Source organism: Exiguobacterium sp. QJM3NY_9, assembly GCF_056173545.1.
In genome coordinates this window covers 24,489-46,006 of sequence record NZ_JBWBUX010000002.1, presented here as the reverse complement: position 1 = coordinate 46,006, position 21,518 = coordinate 24,489, and the positions used below count along the sequence as shown (strand labels likewise).

20 protein-coding genes are annotated in these 21,518 nt (G+C 36.8%); 12 read left to right on the top strand and 8 right to left on the bottom strand.

The window, feature by feature from the left end:
* Positions 1 to 516: 516 nt before the first annotated feature.
* Positions 517 to 774 (bottom strand): JAB domain-containing protein, encoded by a 258-nt coding sequence (locus AC0VYQ_RS15710; protein WP_475404834.1) that lies wholly within the window; start codon positions 772 to 774, stop codon positions 517 to 519.
* 456 nt (positions 775 to 1,230) lie between these two features.
* Here AC0VYQ_RS15710 and AC0VYQ_RS15705 point away from each other — a divergent pair, with 456 nt between their 5' ends.
* Positions 1,231 to 1,824 carry a sigma factor gene (locus AC0VYQ_RS15705; protein WP_475404833.1) on the top strand — a complete coding sequence of 198 codons (594 nt, stop codon included), beginning with the start codon at positions 1,231 to 1,233 and terminating at the stop codon, positions 1,822 to 1,824.
* A gap of 156 nt (positions 1,825 to 1,980) precedes the next feature.
* On the top strand, positions 1,981 to 2,322 hold the full coding sequence (locus tag AC0VYQ_RS15700; RefSeq protein WP_475404832.1) for a hypothetical protein: 342 nt from the start codon (positions 1,981 to 1,983) through the stop codon (positions 2,320 to 2,322).
* A gap of 52 nt (positions 2,323 to 2,374) precedes the next feature.
* On the opposite strand, the gene AC0VYQ_RS15695 is transcribed toward AC0VYQ_RS15700, so the two are convergent.
* Complete coding sequence (locus AC0VYQ_RS15695) at positions 2,375 to 2,599, bottom strand: phage holin (protein WP_475404831.1); 225 nt, start codon at positions 2,597 to 2,599, stop codon at positions 2,375 to 2,377.
* A gap of 354 nt (positions 2,600 to 2,953) precedes the next feature.
* Here AC0VYQ_RS15695 and AC0VYQ_RS15690 point away from each other — a divergent pair, with 354 nt between their 5' ends.
* The 3 genes from AC0VYQ_RS15690 to AC0VYQ_RS15680 all read left to right on the top strand — a co-directional run bounded on the left by AC0VYQ_RS15690 (position 2,954) and on the right by AC0VYQ_RS15680 (position 7,572).
* On the top strand, positions 2,954 to 3,694 hold the full coding sequence (locus AC0VYQ_RS15690; RefSeq protein ID WP_475404830.1) for an N-acetylmuramoyl-L-alanine amidase: 741 nt from the start codon (positions 2,954 to 2,956) through the stop codon (positions 3,692 to 3,694).
* Between the two features lie 179 nt (positions 3,695 to 3,873).
* On the top strand, positions 3,874 to 6,096 hold the full coding sequence (locus tag AC0VYQ_RS15685) for a glycoside hydrolase domain-containing protein (protein ID WP_475404829.1): 2,223 nt from the start codon (positions 3,874 to 3,876) through the stop codon (positions 6,094 to 6,096).
* A gap of 148 nt (positions 6,097 to 6,244) precedes the next feature.
* Positions 6,245 to 7,572 (top strand): IS3 family transposase gene (locus AC0VYQ_RS15680; protein WP_475404828.1). Its coding sequence is split into 2 segments (ribosomal slippage): positions 6,245 to 6,614 and positions 6,614 to 7,572, totalling 1,329 coding nucleotides; the frame shifts between segments, so codons are not numbered across the junction.
* Between the two features lie 89 nt (positions 7,573 to 7,661).
* On the opposite strand, the gene AC0VYQ_RS15675 is transcribed toward AC0VYQ_RS15680, so the two are convergent.
* The 3 genes from AC0VYQ_RS15675 to AC0VYQ_RS15665 all read right to left on the bottom strand — a co-directional run bounded on the left by AC0VYQ_RS15675 (position 7,662) and on the right by AC0VYQ_RS15665 (position 10,655).
* On the bottom strand, positions 7,662 to 8,219 hold the full coding sequence (locus tag AC0VYQ_RS15675) for a YcxB family protein (RefSeq protein ID WP_475404827.1): 558 nt from the start codon (positions 8,217 to 8,219) through the stop codon (positions 7,662 to 7,664).
* A 131-nt stretch (positions 8,220 to 8,350) separates the two neighbouring features.
* Positions 8,351 to 8,902 (bottom strand): YcxB family protein, encoded by a 552-nt coding sequence (locus tag AC0VYQ_RS15670; RefSeq protein WP_475404838.1) that lies wholly within the window; start codon positions 8,900 to 8,902, stop codon positions 8,351 to 8,353.
* A 274-nt stretch (positions 8,903 to 9,176) separates the two neighbouring features.
* Entirely contained in the window at positions 9,177 to 10,655 is a 1,479-nt protein-coding gene (locus tag AC0VYQ_RS15665) for a caspase family protein (protein ID WP_318092867.1), read from the bottom strand.
* Positions 10,656 to 10,793: 138 nt separating this feature from the next.
* On the opposite strand from AC0VYQ_RS15665, the gene relB reads away from it, so the two are divergent.
* The 4 genes from relB (at position 10,794) to AC0VYQ_RS15645 (ending at position 13,351) form a co-directional block, all read left to right on the top strand.
* The gene (gene relB, locus AC0VYQ_RS15660; RefSeq protein WP_475404826.1) at positions 10,794 to 11,018 is read left to right on the top strand and encodes a type II toxin-antitoxin system RelB family antitoxin; all 225 of its coding nucleotides are present in this window, start codon (positions 10,794 to 10,796) and stop codon (positions 11,016 to 11,018) included.
* Entirely contained in the window at positions 11,015 to 11,284 is a 270-nt protein-coding gene (locus tag AC0VYQ_RS15655; RefSeq protein WP_475404825.1) for a type II toxin-antitoxin system RelE family toxin, read from the top strand. Before relB ends, AC0VYQ_RS15655 begins: the two co-directional genes overlap by 4 nt.
* Before the next feature lie 444 nt (positions 11,285 to 11,728).
* Entirely contained in the window at positions 11,729 to 12,133 is a 405-nt protein-coding gene (locus AC0VYQ_RS15650; protein WP_475404824.1) for a hypothetical protein, read from the top strand.
* Between the two features lie 66 nt (positions 12,134 to 12,199).
* Positions 12,200 to 13,351, top strand: coding sequence for a gluzincin family metallopeptidase (locus tag AC0VYQ_RS15645; RefSeq protein ID WP_475404823.1), 1,152 nt, complete (start codon positions 12,200 to 12,202; stop codon positions 13,349 to 13,351).
* A 31-nt stretch (positions 13,352 to 13,382) separates the two neighbouring features.
* Here the strand turns inward: AC0VYQ_RS15645 and AC0VYQ_RS15640 are convergent, their stop codons facing one another.
* Genes AC0VYQ_RS15640 through AC0VYQ_RS15630 form a run of 3 tightly spaced genes read right to left on the bottom strand, consistent with a single transcriptional unit; the run spans position 13,383 to position 15,763 of the window.
* Positions 13,383 to 13,946 (bottom strand): peroxiredoxin family protein, encoded by a 564-nt coding sequence (locus AC0VYQ_RS15640; RefSeq protein WP_475404822.1) that lies wholly within the window; start codon positions 13,944 to 13,946, stop codon positions 13,383 to 13,385.
* 22 nt (positions 13,947 to 13,968) lie between these two features.
* Positions 13,969 to 14,511, bottom strand: coding sequence for a MauE/DoxX family redox-associated membrane protein (locus tag AC0VYQ_RS15635; protein ID WP_475404821.1), 543 nt, complete (start codon positions 14,509 to 14,511; stop codon positions 13,969 to 13,971).
* Complete coding sequence (locus AC0VYQ_RS15630) at positions 14,504 to 15,763, bottom strand: ATP-binding cassette domain-containing protein (RefSeq protein ID WP_475404820.1); 1,260 nt, start codon at positions 15,761 to 15,763, stop codon at positions 14,504 to 14,506. Before AC0VYQ_RS15630 ends, AC0VYQ_RS15635 begins: the two co-directional genes overlap by 8 nt.
* A gap of 648 nt (positions 15,764 to 16,411) precedes the next feature.
* Between AC0VYQ_RS15630 and AC0VYQ_RS15625 the strand changes: the two genes are divergently transcribed.
* The 3 genes from AC0VYQ_RS15625 to AC0VYQ_RS15615 all read left to right on the top strand — a co-directional run bounded on the left by AC0VYQ_RS15625 (position 16,412) and on the right by AC0VYQ_RS15615 (position 21,253).
* Entirely contained in the window at positions 16,412 to 16,981 is a 570-nt protein-coding gene (locus tag AC0VYQ_RS15625; protein ID WP_475404819.1) for a hypothetical protein, read from the top strand.
* 353 nt (positions 16,982 to 17,334) lie between these two features.
* Positions 17,335 to 18,021 carry an ABC transporter ATP-binding protein gene (locus AC0VYQ_RS15620; RefSeq protein WP_050677729.1) on the top strand — a complete coding sequence of 229 codons (687 nt, stop codon included), beginning with the start codon at positions 17,335 to 17,337 and terminating at the stop codon, positions 18,019 to 18,021.
* The gene (locus AC0VYQ_RS15615; RefSeq protein ID WP_475404818.1) at positions 18,014 to 21,253 is read left to right on the top strand and encodes an ABC transporter permease; all 3,240 of its coding nucleotides are present in this window, start codon (positions 18,014 to 18,016) and stop codon (positions 21,251 to 21,253) included. Before AC0VYQ_RS15620 ends, AC0VYQ_RS15615 begins: the two co-directional genes overlap by 8 nt.
* Positions 21,254 to 21,518: the final 265 nt, after the last annotated feature.

Genomic DNA, 21,518 nt, shown 5'->3' with positions numbered 1-21,518 from the left:
AGATAAACTGCTTCCCTTCGCCATGTAATAGGCTTTCCCTATCTCGGACTACTACGGAAGCTCCGTTACCATATCAGATTTTCAGACACATAATGTCATAGCCGTTTGGCATTCCGACTTAGGTAATCTCCATTTAGACTTTCAGAAACTTCGCTTACGTGATGTCGGATGTGACTTTCGCTCTTTATCTTCTATATGGAAGTTGGTCGGAATTGTATCCCGTCATTATTCTCGAAATCTTTAAGAATAATGCAAATCCCGTACAGCGTATATCATTACCTCCCGCTGTAAGTCCCCGTGGTCTACCTCGAACTATCATTCAGGCAGTTTAGCTTTCATCCTTATTCACGTTTTCATCTCGCCATTCAGTCGTGTCTTGGTAATTAGACAACTCATGGCTTTTCCAACATGCTACACTCCCCGTCTAGTTTCCCTTTCGGATAAGTTGGCTGATGATAGGGTAACGCTCTGAGATATTTCCCTACTGCTTTGCGAGAGCAGATTTTCTGAGAGTCCTTATGGACGCACGATTTCACGGGGATGGATGATGCTCGAATTGATGCTTCCGACATGCGCCCGGTGAACGGCGATGACCCGGTTCTTCGTGTTGAGCAGGATGACTAGGAATACCTCACGGTCATCGTCCTGAATGAAGCGTCTAGCAACAAGAAAGGCGTCTTCTGGAGACGTGATATGCGTCGTCTCAAGGGCGACATCAGGTTCTCGGACCTCTTGGCGGATACGTGTGATTTCAACGAGTTTGGTCAGTTTCATGAAAAAGCTCCTTTCGCGAGTGAGATGCAGTGCGACACGGTGCCGTCCTGTTGACGGGAACGCAGCGAGCGTCGCGAGACGGGGCAAGGGTGACCGCAGGGAAAGATCAAAAAAAGCGAATAGCGCACCGGGACAAAGGCTTCCGGAGCCCGCGAGCGAAAAGCTTGCTTTGAGCAAAACGCGGAGGAAGATGAGGAACGGCAGCGTCTTTTTTTGATGGCCCTTGCGCCGACGAGGAGCGAGCTAGAGTACGGAAACAGGACGGCTTGCGGTCCCTTTCCATCAGACAGAGCGGTACGCTGTGATCCATCAACACACTTAAAACAAGAACTTGAGTTCTTATTTTTTGTTTTAAAAACGAACATGTGTTCTAATATACATTATAATCCTAAAAAAATATGTGATATTTTCCAATTTTTCATGTATTTAATTTTTTTCAATGAAAGAAGGACATTTATGAGAAAAACAATTCGCTTTTCCAATGGTAATTGCTGTGAAATGACTTTCGAGGAAGTTTTCGTTGAATTCACGCCTTTGGTAACAAGTGTGATGAGGAAATCCAATAACAAATTTTACTTTAACAAAGTAGAGGAAGAAGATTTTTTACAAGAACTATATCTTGAATTGTGGCGAGCTTATGAAAAATATGACGATATAATCGGTACTAGCTTTACTACGTATTTATATTTTAGGCTTCAAAAAGGTGTTCGTGATGTAACATATTCAAAATTTTCAAAGAAAAATCAGAGTATTGAAATTTCAATGGATGCCCCCTTTAAAAATCCAGATTTTACTTTAGAAAATTTTCTTTCTATTCCTGATGATTCGTTGAATGGAATATTGAACTCTGAACTAGAATCAATTGTTTTATCAGCAACCGATTCTGGAGAAGAAGAGATGTTGCAGTCGTTAATAAATAGAAAAGAATTTAGCATTCAAAAGTATGCGGATAAGCATACAATTACTAGGCAATCTGCTAATCAACGAATTATTAAATTTAGAAATAAACTCAGAAAGGTTGTTATGGAGCAGTATTTTGATAAATCTTAATTTTTTTATCCAGTGTTTCTGGAGACGATTAATTTTATTTTAGCGAATACTCCTTTTTTATTTGACTATTCTTCCGATCATCTATAAATTATGGAAGTAGCCCTGGGGTCAAAGTGATACGCTAAGACCTAATTCTTATGTTAAGAGGAGTAAGTCATGCGAATAAAAATTAAACAAGACGCTCTTTCCATATATGTACGAGATCATACCAATTATCATGGTGATTATCATGGTCATGATTGGTGGGAGTCGTTCCTCAAACAAGTTTCAGGTAAAGAATTGAAAGTTGATCAAGAAAATTTATTCAAACATGAATTTGATGTTCTTCCTATCTCCGGAGTATCTGATGCAACAATTCGTATTTTGGACGACTATGTGGATATGATTATAGACGATCAACGAATAGGTAAAGCACGATGTGAGTTATGTAATTTAGTCTCTTTAGATACACAGGTATGTTCTCATTGTGGACGTTCGGACTATCTTGATGTTTTTTGAACTTAGTTATAGTAAAAGGCCTTCTCTAAATTTGAGAAGGCCTTTTACTATTTTATTCTTGATTATAATTTGCTTGATCATCCTTTACGTGACTTTCTGGATTAGCAAATATGCCAATCGAAATACCAATACTTAAGATAGCATTTACTAAATCGCTTATTTGATTAGATAAATCTATGCTGATAACTTCAAAGTTGACTAAAATCATCAATACTCCCGAAATAACTCCAACGAGTACTTTGGGATTTCGAATACGAGTGACTATTTTATCAGTCATCTGATACTTGTCCTCCTCTATTACTAATTTTTTTCAAGAACATCATCGCGCTTTATGATTTCTTCATTTCCCTTGGCATTTTCTTGCACCCTTCTTCGTTAACCCTCCTTCTCAAAACGAGATAGTAATCATTTATATCAAATTTTTTTCTTATGTAAACAACATCAAATTAAGTAACCACGGAAAATCGTATCCCGTTCATCAATTTTGATAAGTGACATATGTAGTACATTTTTGCGCTAAATTATTTTCTTAGGGCATTGAAAAGGATAGATCATAACAATTCTATTTACATTTAAAAAAAATTAGATATAACGCTTAAGGTACGATCAAAACGAAAGAGGAGGAACAGCTATGCTAAGAATCGCAATTGATGCTGGACATGGAGGGAATAACTCTACTCCAGGAAAACGATCACCTGATGGAGAATACGAATGGAACTTTAATAATAAAGTCCTATTATCCTTTATATCTGAAATAGAAAAATATGAGAATGTACAGCTACTACGATTAGATGACTCTACTGGCATCACGGACGTCTCATTGAAAAAGCGGACAGATGATGCCAATTCATGGAACGCAGATTTAGTCATCTCTTTTCATCACAATGCAAACAACGGGTCCTGGGGTAATTGGACTGGAACAGAAACATATGTGCATCCAAATGCTAGTTCGACAAATCGTAATCTTGCTAAAGAAGTTCAAAAAGGATTACTCCAAGCGTACTCTCTTCAAGATCGTGGTGTTAAATCCGCAAATTTTCACATTCTTCGAGAAACGAATGCACTCTCAATCTTGATTGAAGGCGGTTTTATGGATTCGTTCATCGATATTAAAAAATTACGAGATGATAGCGTACTCAAAAAAGCTGGTCAAAAAGTAGCTCAGATTGTAGCTCATCAGAAACAGCTAAAGAAAAAGAATGATACAAACGCCTCTAAAAAATCCATCAATTCATACAAAATTTTGCCTGGAGACACTCTATGGAGTATTTCTCAAAAACATCAGATCAGTGTCAAACAAATCATGGATTGGAATGATCTATCTTCTCACTTTATTTACGTGGGAGATCTTCTGATCGTCTCGAAAAAATAGTTGTACGTCTAAATCATAAATAACTTTGAACCAATCAACAGCCACAGTATAGTTTCTAGGAAATTAAATCATTATATTGAGAAAAAAATTAAAAATATCATTTACAGTTTGAATCCTTAAGATATAAAGACAGTGTAAGACAGCATAAACAAACGAATAAAACAAAAGGAGGAATTATGATGGATCCAATGGTGTTACAAGTTCAGGAGTATTTAAACAGTACTTACGGAAATAGAGCAGGGTACACACCCGCACCGGAAAATGGAAAAACGGGTTGGTCAACAATGTATTCTCTCACTCGAGCCTTACAACTGGAACTTGGTATTACTTCAACAAGCGATAGTTTTGGCCCTTTAACAGCTGCTGAATACAAGCGGTGGGGAGAAATGGTTTTAGGACGTGTCCCAACAGATACAAAAGGACAAAGAATTGTTCGGATCTTGCAGGGAGCATGTTGGTGTAAAGGATATAGTCCAGGCGCATTTAACGGTTCATTTACCGAGCTTACTCGACAAGCGATTATTAATCTTCAAACAGACGCAGGATTACCTGTACGTGATGGAAAAGTATACGATTACATTTTCAAAGCACTTTTAACAATGGATGCATACCGCCTCACACCGGGTGGGGATGTAAAAATTCAAGAAATGCAACGCGACTTGAACTACCATTATTTCACTACATCAGGGGTGCAACCTGCTGATGGCCAGTATCAAAGAGGCACCAACCGGGCTCTCATCTACGGTATTCAAACAGAACAAGGTATTTCTGCATCCCAGCAAACCGGCTCCGTCGGTCCAACTACGAGAGACCGTCTTCCGAATCTCTCCATTGGTGATACTGGGGTTTTCGTAAAATTCCTTCAATATGCGATGTATGTAAATAACTTTGATACAGGCGCCTTTGACAGTTCATTTAGTTCAGCAGTACAAACGAAAGTACTAGAATTTCAAAATTTTGTAGGATTAACTTCAGACGGGTTAGTTGGTCGACAAACATGGCTTTCATTACTCGTGAGCTCTGGCGATCCCACAAGACGTGGAACAGCCAGTGATTGTATTACTGAAGTAACGTCAGCTCGCGCACAGACATTGAAGAACGCTGGCTATCAAACTATCGGTCGCTATCTATCCAATGTTCCCGGTGGACTAAATAAAAAAATCCAACCCGGAGAGTTGGATGCTATTTTCGATGCTGGATTGACTGTTTTTCCAATTTTCCAAACTCAAGGATCACGAGTTGAAGATTTTAGTTACGCACAAGGTATGAGTGCGGCAGAAGAAGCTTATCAGGCGGCCAACAGCTATGGTTTCAAAAAAGATACTATCATTTACTTCGCTGTGGATTTTGATGCACTAGGTTATCAAATTATCGACAATATTATGCCACACTTTGAGGGAATCAATCAAAAACTAAAAGACCTTGGAGCAAAATATCGAGTCGGAGTTTATGGCCCACGAAGTGTTTGCATTAGCGTATCCGATAATGGATTAGCAGTTACTAGCTTCGTGAGCGGAATGTCCAATGGATTTAGCGGAAATCTCGGATATCCACTACCTAAAAACTGGGCATTCGATCAGATTTCAACAATCTCACTTGGTAGTGGTGAAGGGCTTATCGAAATTGATAATAATATCAAGTCTGATCGAGATAATGGACAAGCTTCTGTTGATAAATCTGATCAAATTGAACCTATTGATCCTAACGAAGATCCATTAGCTTATCGAGCTTTATATAATAAGTTTAAAGAAATCGGCTCAAAAATACCGCTTTTGAATGAATCTCCCATCAATTTATTTGAAATTGACTTTAAGTTTAACCAACGTTATCGAGTTACCGCAGGACCTTTCTATGAAGTATTTGTAGAAGCTGCCACTACTGTAGTCATGCCAGGACTTTCTGAATATTCGTTAATTAATTTTAAAAATGGTCAGGCAAATTTAAATGCAGAAGCCATTCTTGGAGAAAATGTTACAAGTTTAACGGTAGAACAAATCGAAGACTACGACAATTTCTTGAAAGATATTACTCTATCGGCAGATAACGGTACTCTAGCAGCATCTATGGTAGTAAATGGAAATGAATTGACTCTTGATCTTAAAGTATTTAGTGAAGAAATTGAAGTCAGTTTAACGCGAGACAAGTTGTTACTAGAGATTACTATTACAGTCGTGATTAAAAACGATAAAGTGCAACCATCACCGTTACCCACGACTTCTCCAGATCCAATCTTTGATCCTCTAACTTCCATTGCCACAGGTGTCGTCGTTATAGGTACTGTTGCGTTAGCAGTATATTTCATTCCTGCAGCAGCAGGAGCAGGTGTACTCGCAACTGCCGGAGCGTTCATATCTTTCTTAGTGAATAAGACGTTTCCTGAAGAACAAAACGATGAAAGTTAAGTGAACCATGAATTAAAAACACGATCTAAACAAAATATTGAACTGAACCCTGAATGGTGAACACTTGATAAAAGACCCCATTCGGGGTTTTTTGTGTTTAAAGATATCGATATACTGTATCTATTCAATTTAGACGGGAGAATTATTCATGAACAGACGTACCTTCAATCCAGATCAAATCAGACAACTTGAAGCGAATCTTCACGTAGCCTCGGTATCAGATCGTACGATTCAATATAAAGGAGAATTTAAGATTCACGCTGTACGTGAGAATTTAGCTGGTAAGCGACCGATACAAATCTTTGAGGAAAGCGGCTTTGACCTGGACATGATCGGTAAGCGAACAACGAACGAAGCGTTGAAACGATGGCGGAAGACCTATCGTATTTATGGAGAAGAAGGACTCTTGAATGAGAGACGTGGAAAATCAAATCTTGGAGGTCGACCGAAAAAAGATGATTCCGTCGAACGACGCCTTGCGAAAGCTGAAGCACGAATCAAGTACCTCACAGCGGAGAACGAATTACTAAAAAAGCTCGACGCTCTCGAAAGAGAGGCGAAGTATCGAAACTAACCGCATCTGAGCGCTATCAGGCAATCAATATTGTCTTACGGAAACAATCATCGGGACGATTCGTGACGGATCTATGTACGCTCGCTGAAGTGAGCCGCAGTGGTTATTACGCCTGGCTCGCACGTACGGATAGTGTTTCCCTTCGGGAAGAACGCGACTATGCGGACTACCTACTTCTAAAACGTGTTCATGATCGTCACAAGGGAAAAATCGGCTATCGTGGTCTTTACATGGAGATGCTTGATCTTATTGGTGGACCGATGAATCATAAACGTATTTTGCGTATCATGAGGAAGTTTGGAATCGTGACGAAAATCCGTAGGCAGAACGCTTATCGTAAAATCGCTAAAGCGACATATGAACATAAGACTGTACCGAACCACTTGAACCGTCGTTTCGATCAAGATGAGCCTGGTAAGGTATTCGTCACAGACATCACTTATCTCCGTATTGGATCTGGCCAAACTGTTTATCTCTCTTGTGTGAAGGATGTCGCTACACGTGAAATTATGGCACATCATCTATCTACAAGCCTCTATATGGAACTAGTCCTTCATACAACGAATAAACTCGCAGAACGACTTCAAGGGAATATACACCCGGAAGCCATGATACATTCCGATCAAGGATTCCATTATACGCATCCTGCTTATCAAACACGCATCCGTGAGATGGGAATGCTTCAATCCATGTCTCGTAGAGGAAACTGCCTAGATAATGCCCCGATGGAATCGTTCTTTGGGCACTTGAAAGATTATGTCGATTATAAATTAGCATCTGACCTCGATGAGGTCTGTGCCATGGTCGATGCTTACATTGATTATTACAATAGCGAACGAAGACAATGGAAACTACAAAAGATGACTCCGGTACAATACCGAAGCCATCTCATAGCAGCTTAATACGTTAAGGGTGCTTTTATTAAACTGTCCAAACTCTAGGGCTCAGTTCATATTTTGTTTAGATCGTGTTTTTTTGCTTAAATCATAATTTAAAATGAAATATTCAAGTGGTTTTGTATCAGCTGTTTGAACTCATTTTGCTCTGTCAAACTTAATACAGATATGTTCTTTGGGATAATTAATGCTTCAGATTTTTGATAATACAGATAGATATGATTTTCATCTTCATTTACTTTTTCAATCGATTCCCAAGCAAGTTTAAGTGTTCGATTCAATTTCCCATCGTCAGAATTCCAATGAATACCCGCTTCATGAAGATTCAACGTCACATTTCTCGGCCAACTACTATTTTTTTTCAAGAAGTACCTGCCTTGTCTCATAGCGATTGGCAGATACATTTTTTTCAAAAGAGGCCTCAGTAGAATAGCGAACAAAATCCCTACTGCTACAGCAATGGAGCAGAAAATTGCAAAGGGAATCGTTCTAGGTAAAAAATACAAGATCGATGTAAACCCGTAGAAGAATGCTAAAATCTCCGTGTAGATCAACAAAAATTTGCGTCTTTTTTTATGATACTTTGTGTTTTCAATCAGATCTTTCTGTAAGGACATTAAATCCTCGAACGTTAATTGATACTTTATAATCAATTACATTGCTCCTTTCTACTATTTAATCATGTTAGATGAATCCTTAATTTAGGTAGTCTAGTATATCTAACACAATACTTGTCGAGTTAGATTATAGATTTGTGATGTTCATCAACATACTCCTTTTAAAATTATATTATGTTTTTTAAATATGTTTGTAGGAGATGACGTAATTTAATTTGCTCTGTTTTATTCAAATCATGGATTTGTTTTGGAATGATAATCGCTTCATTTTCTTTAAAATATAGAAAGTAATGATCATCATCTTCACTTACTTTATCAATCGACTTCCACTCTATTTGAAGTTGGTTAGTTACTTGATCCTGAATGGAGTTGATTTTGATACCTTTTTCATCAATATTTAGAATCACGTTTCTTGGAAATCGCTCGTCGTTTTTCAAAAAGTAGCGCAATTGCCACAGTGTGATCGTAAGATACACTTTCTTTATGAACGGGAACAACAATAGAGAGTGCAATGAACCTCCAACGACTGCGATAAACAAAAATAAAACGACAGACATGATTTGCGGCAACCAATAACTAGTGAATACAAACCCGTAACAAAATACCATCATATCCATCACCACAATAGAGCGTCTCTGTCTTTTAATATGATATTTTGAATGCTGAATCGAGTCCTTTTGTAGCGCCATGAAGTCCTCAAGTGTCATTTGATATGCCATCAACAATTTGGGAACTCCTTTCTCGTCTTCTTAATCCATCCAACAATTTATTTTTGCATCGTCTTTTGTTTTCATTTTTTTATGGAGCATCTTTTATTTCAAAGGGTGAGATGTAAAGACATAGAAACCAACACACCTATATAAAACATAAAGTACGTCTTCAAATACCTGAGCCAGGTAGAGTGCCGAATCAGGCAGTTGAAGTCGTATAGAAAATTATTCATGGTCTATCTTTTGTGTTCATTTTGTTGTGGTGAAAACTTTTCATTCTTAATCAAGTAGAACGATAGTTGTCCATCATCGACATAGGAAAAGTAACTGGGTGATCTACCATGATGTTTGATGGAGCTTCGTTAGAATATATGCGTGGACGATTCCCATTAATCGTGATGCGGACGATGGTGTTATCTTGGATAATTAAACTGACTTCGTTCACTTCAGACAAGATGGATTTAAATACGAGAACAGCAATGACGTAAAGTCTGATGCATTCTGGTTCGACTTGTTGTTCAAGTAATTCTGGAATCAAGCAATCTGATACTGAATAGTCAGATGACGCTCCATAAATCATTCCTCCCGAGTAGGTCGTATTAACATGACTTGGAATGTCTTGATTGAAAATAAAACGTTCAATTCTTAGTTTTGCTATTTCATCGGGAGTAATGCCGTTGATCGTCATCTCATTGAACATATGGTTACTTCGATTCTGACTAGATACTAACGTAAGATTGATTGTTTTCTCTCCATCAATCACTTCTACATCCACATCTTCTACTTGAACATATTCAGCACTATCCTCAATAGCGAATGGTCGTACTGTTCTCAACATTTGTTTTAGTGTCATTTCAATGTTTCTTGCGTTAGAAGTAGCCTTTAGTATTAAAGAGTATGTCTTAGTAGCGCTATTGTAACGATAAGAATGGTGTCGCGCGTGTAAATCCCCTATTAAAAACCAGTCACCCGATTCGTCCACTTTACGCTGTGCTTCGCTTGACTGCGATACGAGCTGTTGCTGTTGCTCATGTTCTCGTGCCTTCGTGTATTTAATAATAATTGGTGCCCCAGAGAGCGTACCTTTTAAAACAGGATGCTGATTTGAGAACTCGCTAGAGACTGCTTGGCTGACATAGGAATAGAGCGTGTAAATGTCCACTTCTCCTTTGGGATTTATAGCTTCCCCTTCAAGACCACGAATCAAGTAATCCGTAAACGCTCCATGTCCGCCTCTATCCCAGGCAGATTGGTCTTCGGTACATGCTGCAACGACAAATTTTCCGGAACCTTTAATATCTAGTCCTCGATTCATCAAAGCATCGATTGAAGTGTTTGAAGTGCCTCTCAATAATGCACCGCTGTGACATGTATCAAAGAAACTCAAGACAGTTTGAGCAGGGGTTTCGTCAATATATTTTTTTACGTCAGACATATTGATACTAGTATTACTAATGGTAGCCTCGTCGGCATCATATGGAATAAAATAAGCATTACTTTGATCGAATCCTCCATGCCCTGCCCAATACAAAAATAAGACATCCTCTGATGAAGCATCACTAAAAAAGCCCTTCAGTGCATGATCTATCATGGATTTAGTAGCTAGGTTACCGCTTAAGGTTAGGACATCGGACTGTTGAAAAACAGCTGGCTCTTCCGTTAATAATCGCTTGATTTCTGTCACGTCATTTAAAGTATTGGGAAGAGCGTTGATTTCACGACTTCGTTGTTCATTGACTGCTATCAATAGAGCTTTGTACATTATAATCCCCTACCTTCTTCATCTTTATCCATTTCTTACTATTGTAAAGTACTTTACACTGAATCTAAATGAATAGAGCTCGCATCTATACTAAAAACTCAGTTTGTATTACAATGTATTACAAAGGGGATGATAATAATGAGTACGATTTCTGTACGTTTGGATGATGAAGATACACGACTCATCAAGGAATATGCGAAGGCAAAGAACATCACGATTTCTACACTCGTTCGCGATGCCGTCCTCGACCGCATCGAAGACGAAATCGATTTACAACTCTATCATGATTCCATGGCAGCACACCGTAAAAAATCAGAAGCGATCTCTTTCGACGACATGATGAAGGAACTTGATTTAGAATGACAGCATATACGGTAGAATTTGAGTGCGGAGCTCAAAAGTCTCTTAAGAAGATGGATCCCCAACAAGCGCGGATCATCATGTCCTGGATCAAGAAGAATCTGGTCGGGACGGATGATCCGCGTCGTCATGGTAAAGGACTGGTCTCGAATCGCTCAGGTGAATGGCGTTATCGCATCGGTGATTATCGTCTGATTGCTGACATTCAAGATGAAAAAGTCGTGATATTGATTCTTGAGATTGGACATCGTCGGGATATCTATAAATAAAGCATCTAGAACTCATATCTGAGGAAGTACATGAGTTTCGACTCCCTGTCTTTTAAACGATCGTTATGTATACGAAAATGATTATTCTTTCACAAATACGTCTCTAATTGATCAATTGCAATATTCAAAATCTATAAACTCATCTTTTTATCAATGTGCTTTTAATAGGCTATTATATGTAAAATAAAACAAACAAAAACTGTATGTATGTTTCGACGTCGAAATGTATACACAATTCTTATTATTGATAAACTCATTGAATTAACACAGAAACTTGTATTTCAAACAAAGGTTCGTCTAAACCGTCCGTTACAGATACATCTACTTCTACCATTTAGACGTATTGACCATTTTTTACTGTATAATGAATATACTAGAAGTTAATTTTTTCGAACTATGTATAGGAGGGTTAAAATGACTATTAATAAATTACCTATTAGAAATATGTATAGTGGTCCTGGCGGTGGGGCTTATACTGGTCCTGATGGAGGTCTGTACACTGGTCCTGGCGGTGGACTTTACACTGGACAGGGTGGCGGATTATACACTGGTCCTGGCGGCGGCATGTACACTGGTCCCGGCGGCGGCATGTACACTGGTCCTGGTGGTGGACTCTACACTGGACAAGGTGGCGGATTATACACTGGTCCTGGCGGCGGCATGTACACTGGTCCTGGTGGTGGACTCTACACTGGTCCAAGCGGAGGAATGTATACTGGTCCTGACTCAGACCCTTATCGCGCGATACATCCTCCCTGGCCAGTATTCGTAAAAGAGTTGCGGAAAATCGGAAGGAATTATGAAGCTTCTATGATCGAGAAGTCTTTAAAATTGATTGGATATAGATAATATTCACAAAATAATCTAATTTAAATTAGTTAACTTCTAGTCATAACATTAAAGGATAGATTAATAATGAATACTTTATTTAATAACGAAAATGTACAAATAATAATATTGAAAAATGAGATAAAGAATCAAAAACTCACAGATTTCGTACTACATTATGTGAAAAGTATTCAAAATGGTCATATGGATGACTATATAAAATTACATAGAAATAACAGAGAATCTTTTTATACAGAGCAAACACGATGGTTTAAAACTGTTACAAAGCAAAATGCGGAATTTACATATACTCTATCTAGAGTACTGATAGATAGTTTTAGTGAGAGCTTGATTATGAAAGTATTTCTTCATGTTGATTCAGAACATACTGATGAAAAAGAAATATTTGGAACTTATTCAATAAAAGAAGACGCTACGGGTTATTTTATTGAAAGTCTTTTTAACGATTCTTTAATTATTCTTAATCAACATCAAATTTCTTATCCTTCTTCTTTAAAAGAACAAGCGGAAAATACAACTTTATTTATCAAGCAGATTTTCAGGTTCTATAAAGAATTAATAGATCCCCAATTTAAATTTAAGAAATTAAATATAGCTTTTTTTGACTCTTTAGAAACTATTTCTTTTTCCGTTCCAATTCATTCTACCTATGGTTGGTACGAATCGAACGAATCTATTAAAATTTTCATTCCTGAATTCATTGAAAATAAAAAAGAATTTTTATCTAAAATTCTTTTACACGAATTAACCCATGTTTTTTTAACAGAGTATACACACAACAATTTATCGTTATGTTTCCAAGAGGGATTTGCAATGTATCTTGAAGGCAATTATGAGCAACTAACTTCAACTTATAACCCTAAATTTTTAAAAAATGATTACTCTGAACAAGTTTCTTTTTCAAAAAGCATGTTAACAAATGAGTTTTCTTCAATTTTATCTCTAGAAAAAATTATTTCATTATCTGAGGAAGACGGAATTGAAATGTATCATCAAGGTTTCTTATGGATCAATTATTTAATAAAGAAATATGGATTAACATACTTTTTACTTTTTTTAAAATCTTTTAGTATGTACAACATAAATAATGATTCAATTTCGCAGAGTAGATCGCTAACTATTAAAAGTACAATTATTCAAGCGAAATTATTTTATCCTGATGAAATAATGACTAATTCTAATATTATAAAATTCTATAATAGAAAAAAATCTTCTTAAAGTGAACTTAGTCACTTTAAGAAGATTTTTTTTATGAGCTTAAGCTCTGATTTAAACTTGTTTTTCTTTTTTCATTAAGTAATAAGTTAAATAAAGTATTAGCATCTTTTAATACAGTATTCGCCTTCACCACTCCATTTTCAATTAAAAATACAGATGGAGTAGTTTGAATTCTATATGTATCCGCAATAAAACTTTGTCTAATGTAGTAAATTTCATCGTTTAACAGCTTTTTAAAAGATGTATCATCAAATTGTGTATCGCGATTAACAACAATTATATTAATGTCATAACTTTGTTCTACCTTTTGTATATGCTTCAAAATGCCTTTACATGCTGGACACTCTGAGTGACCAAAGAATAAAAGTGTATTTTTTTCATAAAAAAGTTTCTTTGCAATTACTTTTTTACCAGATTCATCGATTGATCTAAATAAAGGTGCTTCTTCCCCTATTTCAATCATATCAAGTAAAGTTCCTCGAATACTTTGAATTTGTTTTAAAAAGTTACGGTTGTACTTTAACATATAATGCATAGTCGCTGATAAACCAAGCGTTATAAGAAGTGTTAGACCCAACAAGATATTCGTAATCATGTTTCGACCCCCATATTTGTAATTAAAGTGATAATCTAGTTTTTATTTTTTCTATAGTCCAAACTTGTCGGTTGTATTCTTTTAAAGAACCATAAAAAATAATTGTACTTATAGCAATCATTAATACAAAAATCTCTTGAACAATAGTTAAATTTGTTACCGTATCAAATTGATAAATCAAGATACCGGTAATAATTAAGCTTGAATTTCTTAATAAATGTTTATATGAAAGAGTATCCGATTCTAATACTCCACCACATCCACAAGAAATTGAAGTATTACCTTTTCTTAAATTAATATAAATTGCTGTACTATAAGATAACATCATTAAAACAAATACAGACAATCCTAAAAGGTCAAACCTTTTGACTAACAAGCTAATTCCTACAAAAATCTCTATACATATTCCAACAATTAAAACAGCTTTCCCTATATTCCGATTAACCAACTGATATGCTTTAATTTTGCTCAGTGCTATCGAATAATTTTTAATCTTATCAATTGCAGATGTTAGCATTAATATGGCTAAGATATAACATCCTACTCTTATAAATATTTCAAGCATTTATTACACCTTCCTTATGTTCAATTAAACTTCCAATTTGTCTCTCAAAAACTTTGCTGTAATCACCACCCTTTTTAATCAATTCTTCATGCGTACCCTGCTCAGTAATTTCTCCATTTTTCATGTAAATAATACTATCTGCTAGTTTTGCCACATTCACTCTATGTGTGATGTAAATAATACCAACTTCATTTAATTTTTTTAAGATACTCTCAATAACTTGATACTCACTATCTGGATCTAGTGCAGAAGTTGGCTCATCTAAAAATAAAAATGATTTTTGATTGTAGATAGCTCTTGCTAGTGCAATTTTTTGCCATTGTCCTCCTGATAACTCATTCCCCTTATTAAATAAATTTCCTAATTGAGTATTCGACTTATTAGGAAATTGATCGAATAGATCTTTTAATCCTACTAATTCCAACAGATTCTCTAACTTTTCATTATTAATAATCAAATTATCCATACTTATATTTTCTGCCATGGTCATTTCATACTTATTGAAGTCCTGAAACATCACGTTGATCTCATTCCAAAGCGATTCTAAATTTACATCTTCAATTAAATATTCGTTGTTCAGCAAGATAGCGTTCTTAGATTCATACAAACCAGTCATACACTTAACTAAAGTAGATTTACCTGAACCATTATTACCCATTATAGCTATTTTTTTACCTTTGCATATACTTAAATCGATATTATTTAAAGCTTTCTGATGTGAATTTGGGTAATAGTAATTTAAATTTTTTACAGTTAGTACTTCTAATTTTTCAATATCTAATTTATTTTTATTGTCTTTTTTACTGAGCTGATTTTGAAATTTTTGAAATTCATCTACACTTAAAGTTGCTTCGTAACTATTAGCTAAGTTATTTGCAAATGATGGTACAATTCCTTGAAGATTCTGTACTGCTTGAATCACTGCTGTCAAAGCAGCTAGTTTAAGTAGACTATTTGATACCAAGTAAATTACTAAAGATATTGAAAATACAAAGGACAAAGAAATGATTGTTTGCACTATAGATTGTAAGTACATTTGTTTCTTTTCAAGCTTCATTTGAGAAACAGCATTAACCTTAAACGACTTTATCCAATTCTTTAAAATGTAGTTTTCTTTTTGACCTAAACGTATTTCTTTTAAAGTTGACTTATTTACTAATAAATTCTCTAGATAATGAAGTTTTCTAGAATTTTCTGAAAGACCTACGTTTAAATCAAATCTAACTTTTCCATATTTCAATTCAATAATCATCAGAGGAATAATCATTATGAAAATAATTAAGCTAAATAAAATATGTAACTTGATCAAATAAAAAGTTACTGAGATAAGTGAGACAAACGATTGGACTATCGATAGAACACTATCAAACGTATTCAATAAGCTATTATGTGACTGTAGCATTCGGGAGTATTTATTTTGAAATTGAGATGATTCAAATGATTGATACGGAATTTTTTTAGAACTTAATAATAAAGATGTCTTTAATTTCTCCTCAAATTGAAAGGCTATTTTTTTTTGTAAATAGTTATTTAAACTGTTCAGCAAAAATAAAAAGAAATTTATTAAAGCCAATAAAGAACTCCAGAAGTAACAAATCATTACATCAGAATTTTTTTGAAAGACATCGATTAAGCTTGAAAATAATTTTTCAATTAAATAAATATTAAAAAAAGGAATTAATCCAATGGAAAGCTTTATTAAAAACTGAGTAGTAGTTAATAAACGATTAGATTTAAAGACAAAAGATACACTGAAATATACTATTTTCAAGTAACTTAAAATACAAATCACCCCATTTAAATAAAAATTTTACAAAAAACCATTGACTGATTCCATATTTAAGAATATTATAAAAATTGTAAAAAGTAAATATTCAGATTTTTCTAAAGGAGATTTTGTATGGATTTTACATACGCTATTTGTTTGTTACTAATTTTAATCTGTCTCCCTCTTGTTATTTCATTATTGTTTAAATTAGCACAATGGGATAATGCATTTAAAAAATGGGAGAATAAGCAAATTCAAGAATCATTAAATCAGACTGAAGAAGATCCTCATGATCGAGTACCTGAAAATTTTTTGCTGCAAAATACAATTATTTCACCTTTAGTTAATACAGACCAAAAACTTGATTTATACTCTAAAATTGATGAAAATACTTTACTTATATTTTTGGATAAGACATGTGTGTTTTGTAATAATAATTTTGAAGAGTTTGTTCATATGATTAAAGAGCACAGCATTCCAAAAAGCAGTGTAGCGATTTTCTTCAGCCATAATCAATTGGACTCAGCAACAACATTTAATAATTTATACAATTCCGAATTTAATATTTACCTATTAGAAGATGATAATTATAAAAGTACTATCGAAGCACCCTTTCTACCTATTTATACAAAGGTAGATACTCATTTTCATCTTACTTTGAAAACGCCTTCACCTTTGGCAGCGGTTTTTAGCTTTAAATAATCAGCTCTATACATTGAAAGGAGGTGAATACTATGAAATATGTACCTTGTGGTGATAGCGGTTTCTTGAAATACTACAACTACTGTGCTTCTGATGCAGAATGCTACCGTATCGTTAAATCTGATGCTGGATGGCGTCGTGTCACTGACTCACGTGATGGCACAGTATGCCGTCGTTACGTCGTCAGCTGCCCTTGCTAATTGGCTTATGTATTAGTACATAAGATCATCAAAAAAGGAAGGCCCCTAAATTTGGTGCCTTCCTTTTTTTAGATTAAAAAATGATTTCCTTAAACTTTGTCGAATTGTTTAAATAATGGATATTTTGCAAATTTTTATTTAAGGAGTGTTCATATGAATTATTCGTTTACATGTAAAGAACTAAACAAATCATTCGATACAGGAGAAATTTCGACAGCTGCTTTATCAAATATTAATTTAACTTTTTCTCAAGGAGATTTCATTTCAATAATTGGTCCGTCTGGATCAGGAAAGTCTACACTACTTAGTATTATTGGAACATTAGATACTCCAACATCTGGTGGACTTTACTTTAATGGTTTGCCGATTTCGAATTTAAATGCACGTCAATTATCCGATTTTAGATTCGAAAATATAGGATTTATATTTCAACAATTCCATCTAATCCCTACACTTACTGTCTTAGAAAATGTCTTATCTCCTTTATTCGGAAGAAAAGTCAACTACGATAAAGAGCAACGGGCACTTATGTTACTTAATCGTGTTGGACTTTCTGATAAACTAAATTCTCTTCCATCACAACTTTCTGGAGGTCAACAACAGCGGGTTGCAGTTGCACGAGCATTAATACATAAGCCTAAATGGTTATTAGCTGATGAACCAACCGGAAACTTAGACACGGAAACTGGTGAAATTATATTTAATTTACTTAATCAATTAAATAAAGAAGATGAATGTGGAGTTTTATTTGTGACGCACGACCCTATCTTAGCTAAACGTGCAAATAAAGTTATTGAAATGAAAGACGGAAGAGTAGTTGAAGGTAATGCTTATGCTTAAGTTCATCTGGAACTCTTGGTGGCGGAACAAAGAACGATTCATTCTCCTTCTCGTAGGTGTCTTAATCGTCAGCACCGGACTGAGCTATCTGATTGGGACGACCCAAGCCAATAATGGAACAGTCGTCGACGAGCTTCAAAAGCGTTGGGGGTCGTCCTATGATATCGTAGTTCGTCCAGAGGGTAGTCGAAGCGTGACGGAAGATTTGAAACTCCTTGAACCGAACTATACAAGTGGACTTGACGGCGGCATCACGCGCAAACAATATGAGACGATTAAACAAATAGAGGGCGTCGAAGTCGCAGCACCGATTGCGATGATCGGAAATAGTTACATTGATGCAAATGTCGGTACCCACACGATCACCAATCCTGGCATCTATAAACTGACGATTACTGATTCCCAAAATACCGGTCTGAAGATGGAAAAAGATACGACGACTTCCTTCCTTGCTGCCGGTTGGGAACCTCCGAGTGGAACACGTGTGAAAGGCGTTTCTTTACTAGAACTCGGAGAACAACCATTATTCGCCTATGGTAGTGCGACAATGCTCGCTGGGATTGATCCGGAAGCCGAGGCGAAAATGGTCGGACTGGATAAATCCACTAAATCGGCTACATACAGCCGCTATTTTAAAACAGATGACAGTCCCGTCGACATGGGAAGTGATGTCTATCAAATCCCCATCTTATTAAATCAGCGCGAGTACGTTGATGCCTTCCGAACATATAAATATGAAAAAGTCGATCTTCCATTACAGGACGATTCGATCAATATGACGATGGAGCAAGTTATTCAAAAAGGTGGCTTCAAATACCTAAATACGTTACCTTTATCGAATAAAAAAACATACAAAGTCACAACTTCGGATACGCAGAAGACATTAGTAAATGACATTCTAAAACACACTGTTCCGGAAGAGCCACCAGGAAGCTTTAATTGGCTAGCACTCAAACCATCACCGATTTCCTATCAGAGTGTCGCTAGCCCTTATCCGTCCCGGTGGCCATTCAGCTACCAGGTCAAACCGCATGAAGTCACGAAAGATAGCTTACTAGCTAAACGGACAATGTACCGCGAAGCACGTCTATTTGGAACGGACATTAACAACATGCCTAAAATGCGTTTCAATTACATTGGCGTCTTTGATCCAAAAAAACTGAACATTTCGAAGGATCCATTGACAGAACTACCGATGGAGACCTACTTCCCCGCAAAAGCGCAGTGGGTCATGGACAAGAAAGATCGTCCTGTTAATCCACCACGTGATGTCAAACCGACCAATGATGCCTATGACTTCCTGACAAAACCACCTTCGATGCTGACAACACTGGATGCTGCCTTCAAGTTACGAGGTAAAAAAGCAATCTCTGTCATTCGCGTCAACGTCAAAGGTGTCGAGACGATGAATGCGGCGAGCGAAAAGAAACTCCAAGCGGTCGCACAAGAAATCGAAGATAAGACAGGACTGATCACAGACGTGACGCTCGGTTCCTCGCCGCAACTCGCTTTGACCTACTTACCTGGTCTAAAAGGAGAAGCGGCACTCGGCTGGGTGCAGCAGCCGTGGATCAAGCTTGGCTCCTCGATGGCGATTTTCCAAGAAGCCAAGGTTGGGATGAGTGGGGTCATCTTAAGCGTCATCGCGGTTGCCTTAGTGTATGTCTTTAGTTCGAACATCATTTTATTGTTTGCTCGGAAAAAAGAATTCGCGATTTTGCTCTCTCTCGGTTGGCGCCCACGCCAACTCTCGAAGTTATTGTTCCTTGAAGCGACCCTTTTAGGAAGCTTCGTCACCTTGATTTCTTGGGCGATACTAGGCTCATTCTGGCTGACAACGAGTCATGCGACTTCAATAGGACGCATCATTCTGATTGGTCTCGTGGGTCTTCTCATCTACTGGGGCGGCACACTTGTTCCAATGGCACTCATTCGGAAAATTCGTCCTTATGAGAGCATGAAGTCAGGCGAAGTCTCAAAAGGACGCCGAATTGTTCGTGCTCGGGGTATCGTCGGCATGAGTATCAACCAGCTCGCGACCTATTGGCAACGCACCCTTCTTTCGATCGTTGCGATTGCCTTACCCACAAGCCTGTTCATCTTCTTCCTATTCGTCACGTTCCGTTTAAAAGGTGTCTTGTATGCGACATGGCTCGGTGAATTCGTTGCTCTTGAAGTCGGAACGATGCATTATGTCGCGATGGGCGTCGCACTCATGATTGCCATTCTAACGACGACAGAAATCATGTGGCAAAACGTCAATGAACGAAAAACACAACTTGCCGTCTTAAAAGCCACCGGTTGGCGAGATGGCTACATTCGTTCTCTCGTCCTAATCGAAGGAATGATGACCGGACTCTTTGCCGGCATACTTGGTCTACTCGTCGCTCTTGGGATGATTGGCTTCGTCTACAATCAGTTTCCAGTCAGCGAACTCGGCTTCTTAAGTACGATGTTGCTGATACCGATGCTAACCGGTGTCCTCGGTGCACTGCTTCCTGCACAACGCGCCGTACGAATTACACCAAATGCTGCCATCGGGAGTGTCGTCATCAACTCTAAAGCGACAGAGCGTCGCTTTAAAATCGCCCTTGGAACGACTGGCGGAGTGTTACTCGCTGCCGTCGTCACCCTATTCTTCTTCGCCTCGTCCGAAGACGTTGACACGTCGACAGCTCCGGTAACATCAAAAGCACCGACTATCCAAACGACGGGAAGTAAGTTACGCGATATGAAAGACGATTCAAAGTCACCTGAAAAAGCAACTACTAAGCCATCTGCGGCGTCTATTGATAAGTTGATGGAACAAGGCTTAGTGAAAACCTATCCTGGTGATCCTGTCAATAAAAAAAGTACTTTCCATGTAGACCAGTTAATTCAGACACCTCCCGCGTCGCTCGATTTGCCGACACTAGAGAATGAACAATACGTGACGATACCTGTCATTCTTCATGATGCTGCTTCAGAGGGTGATATTGGATACGCTACTTATCGACCAAACTTATTTGTAATGAGTGATGCCAATGGTAATAAATATGAACCGATTGATTACATCAATCATAATGAAAAAGCTTGGTCTTCAGGATATCAGTATTATCCACCTTATCGCTCTAAAGTAGACCTTGTCTACAAAGTACCAAATCAAAAAAATAGTTACGTTTTATTGGCAGATGGTGATGCTGTCGGTAAAAAGATTACAGTAAAAATTGATGTGAATAAGATTTCAAATTAACTCAAATTAACGATGTGAAATTAAGAATCAGAATAGCCGATTGCCTTTCGTCCAGCAGAGTTTTATATCTGCTGGATTTTTATTTTTAAGATCATCAAAAATTATAATAATGTATGCAAAACGACCGTTATGTATACAAAAATGATTATTCTTTCACAAATGTGTATTTGGTTAGTCAATTGTAATGTTTAAAGTCTATGAACTCATCTTTTTATCAGTGTATTTAGATAGTCTTTTTATAGACAAATAAGACCAAAAAACTGCA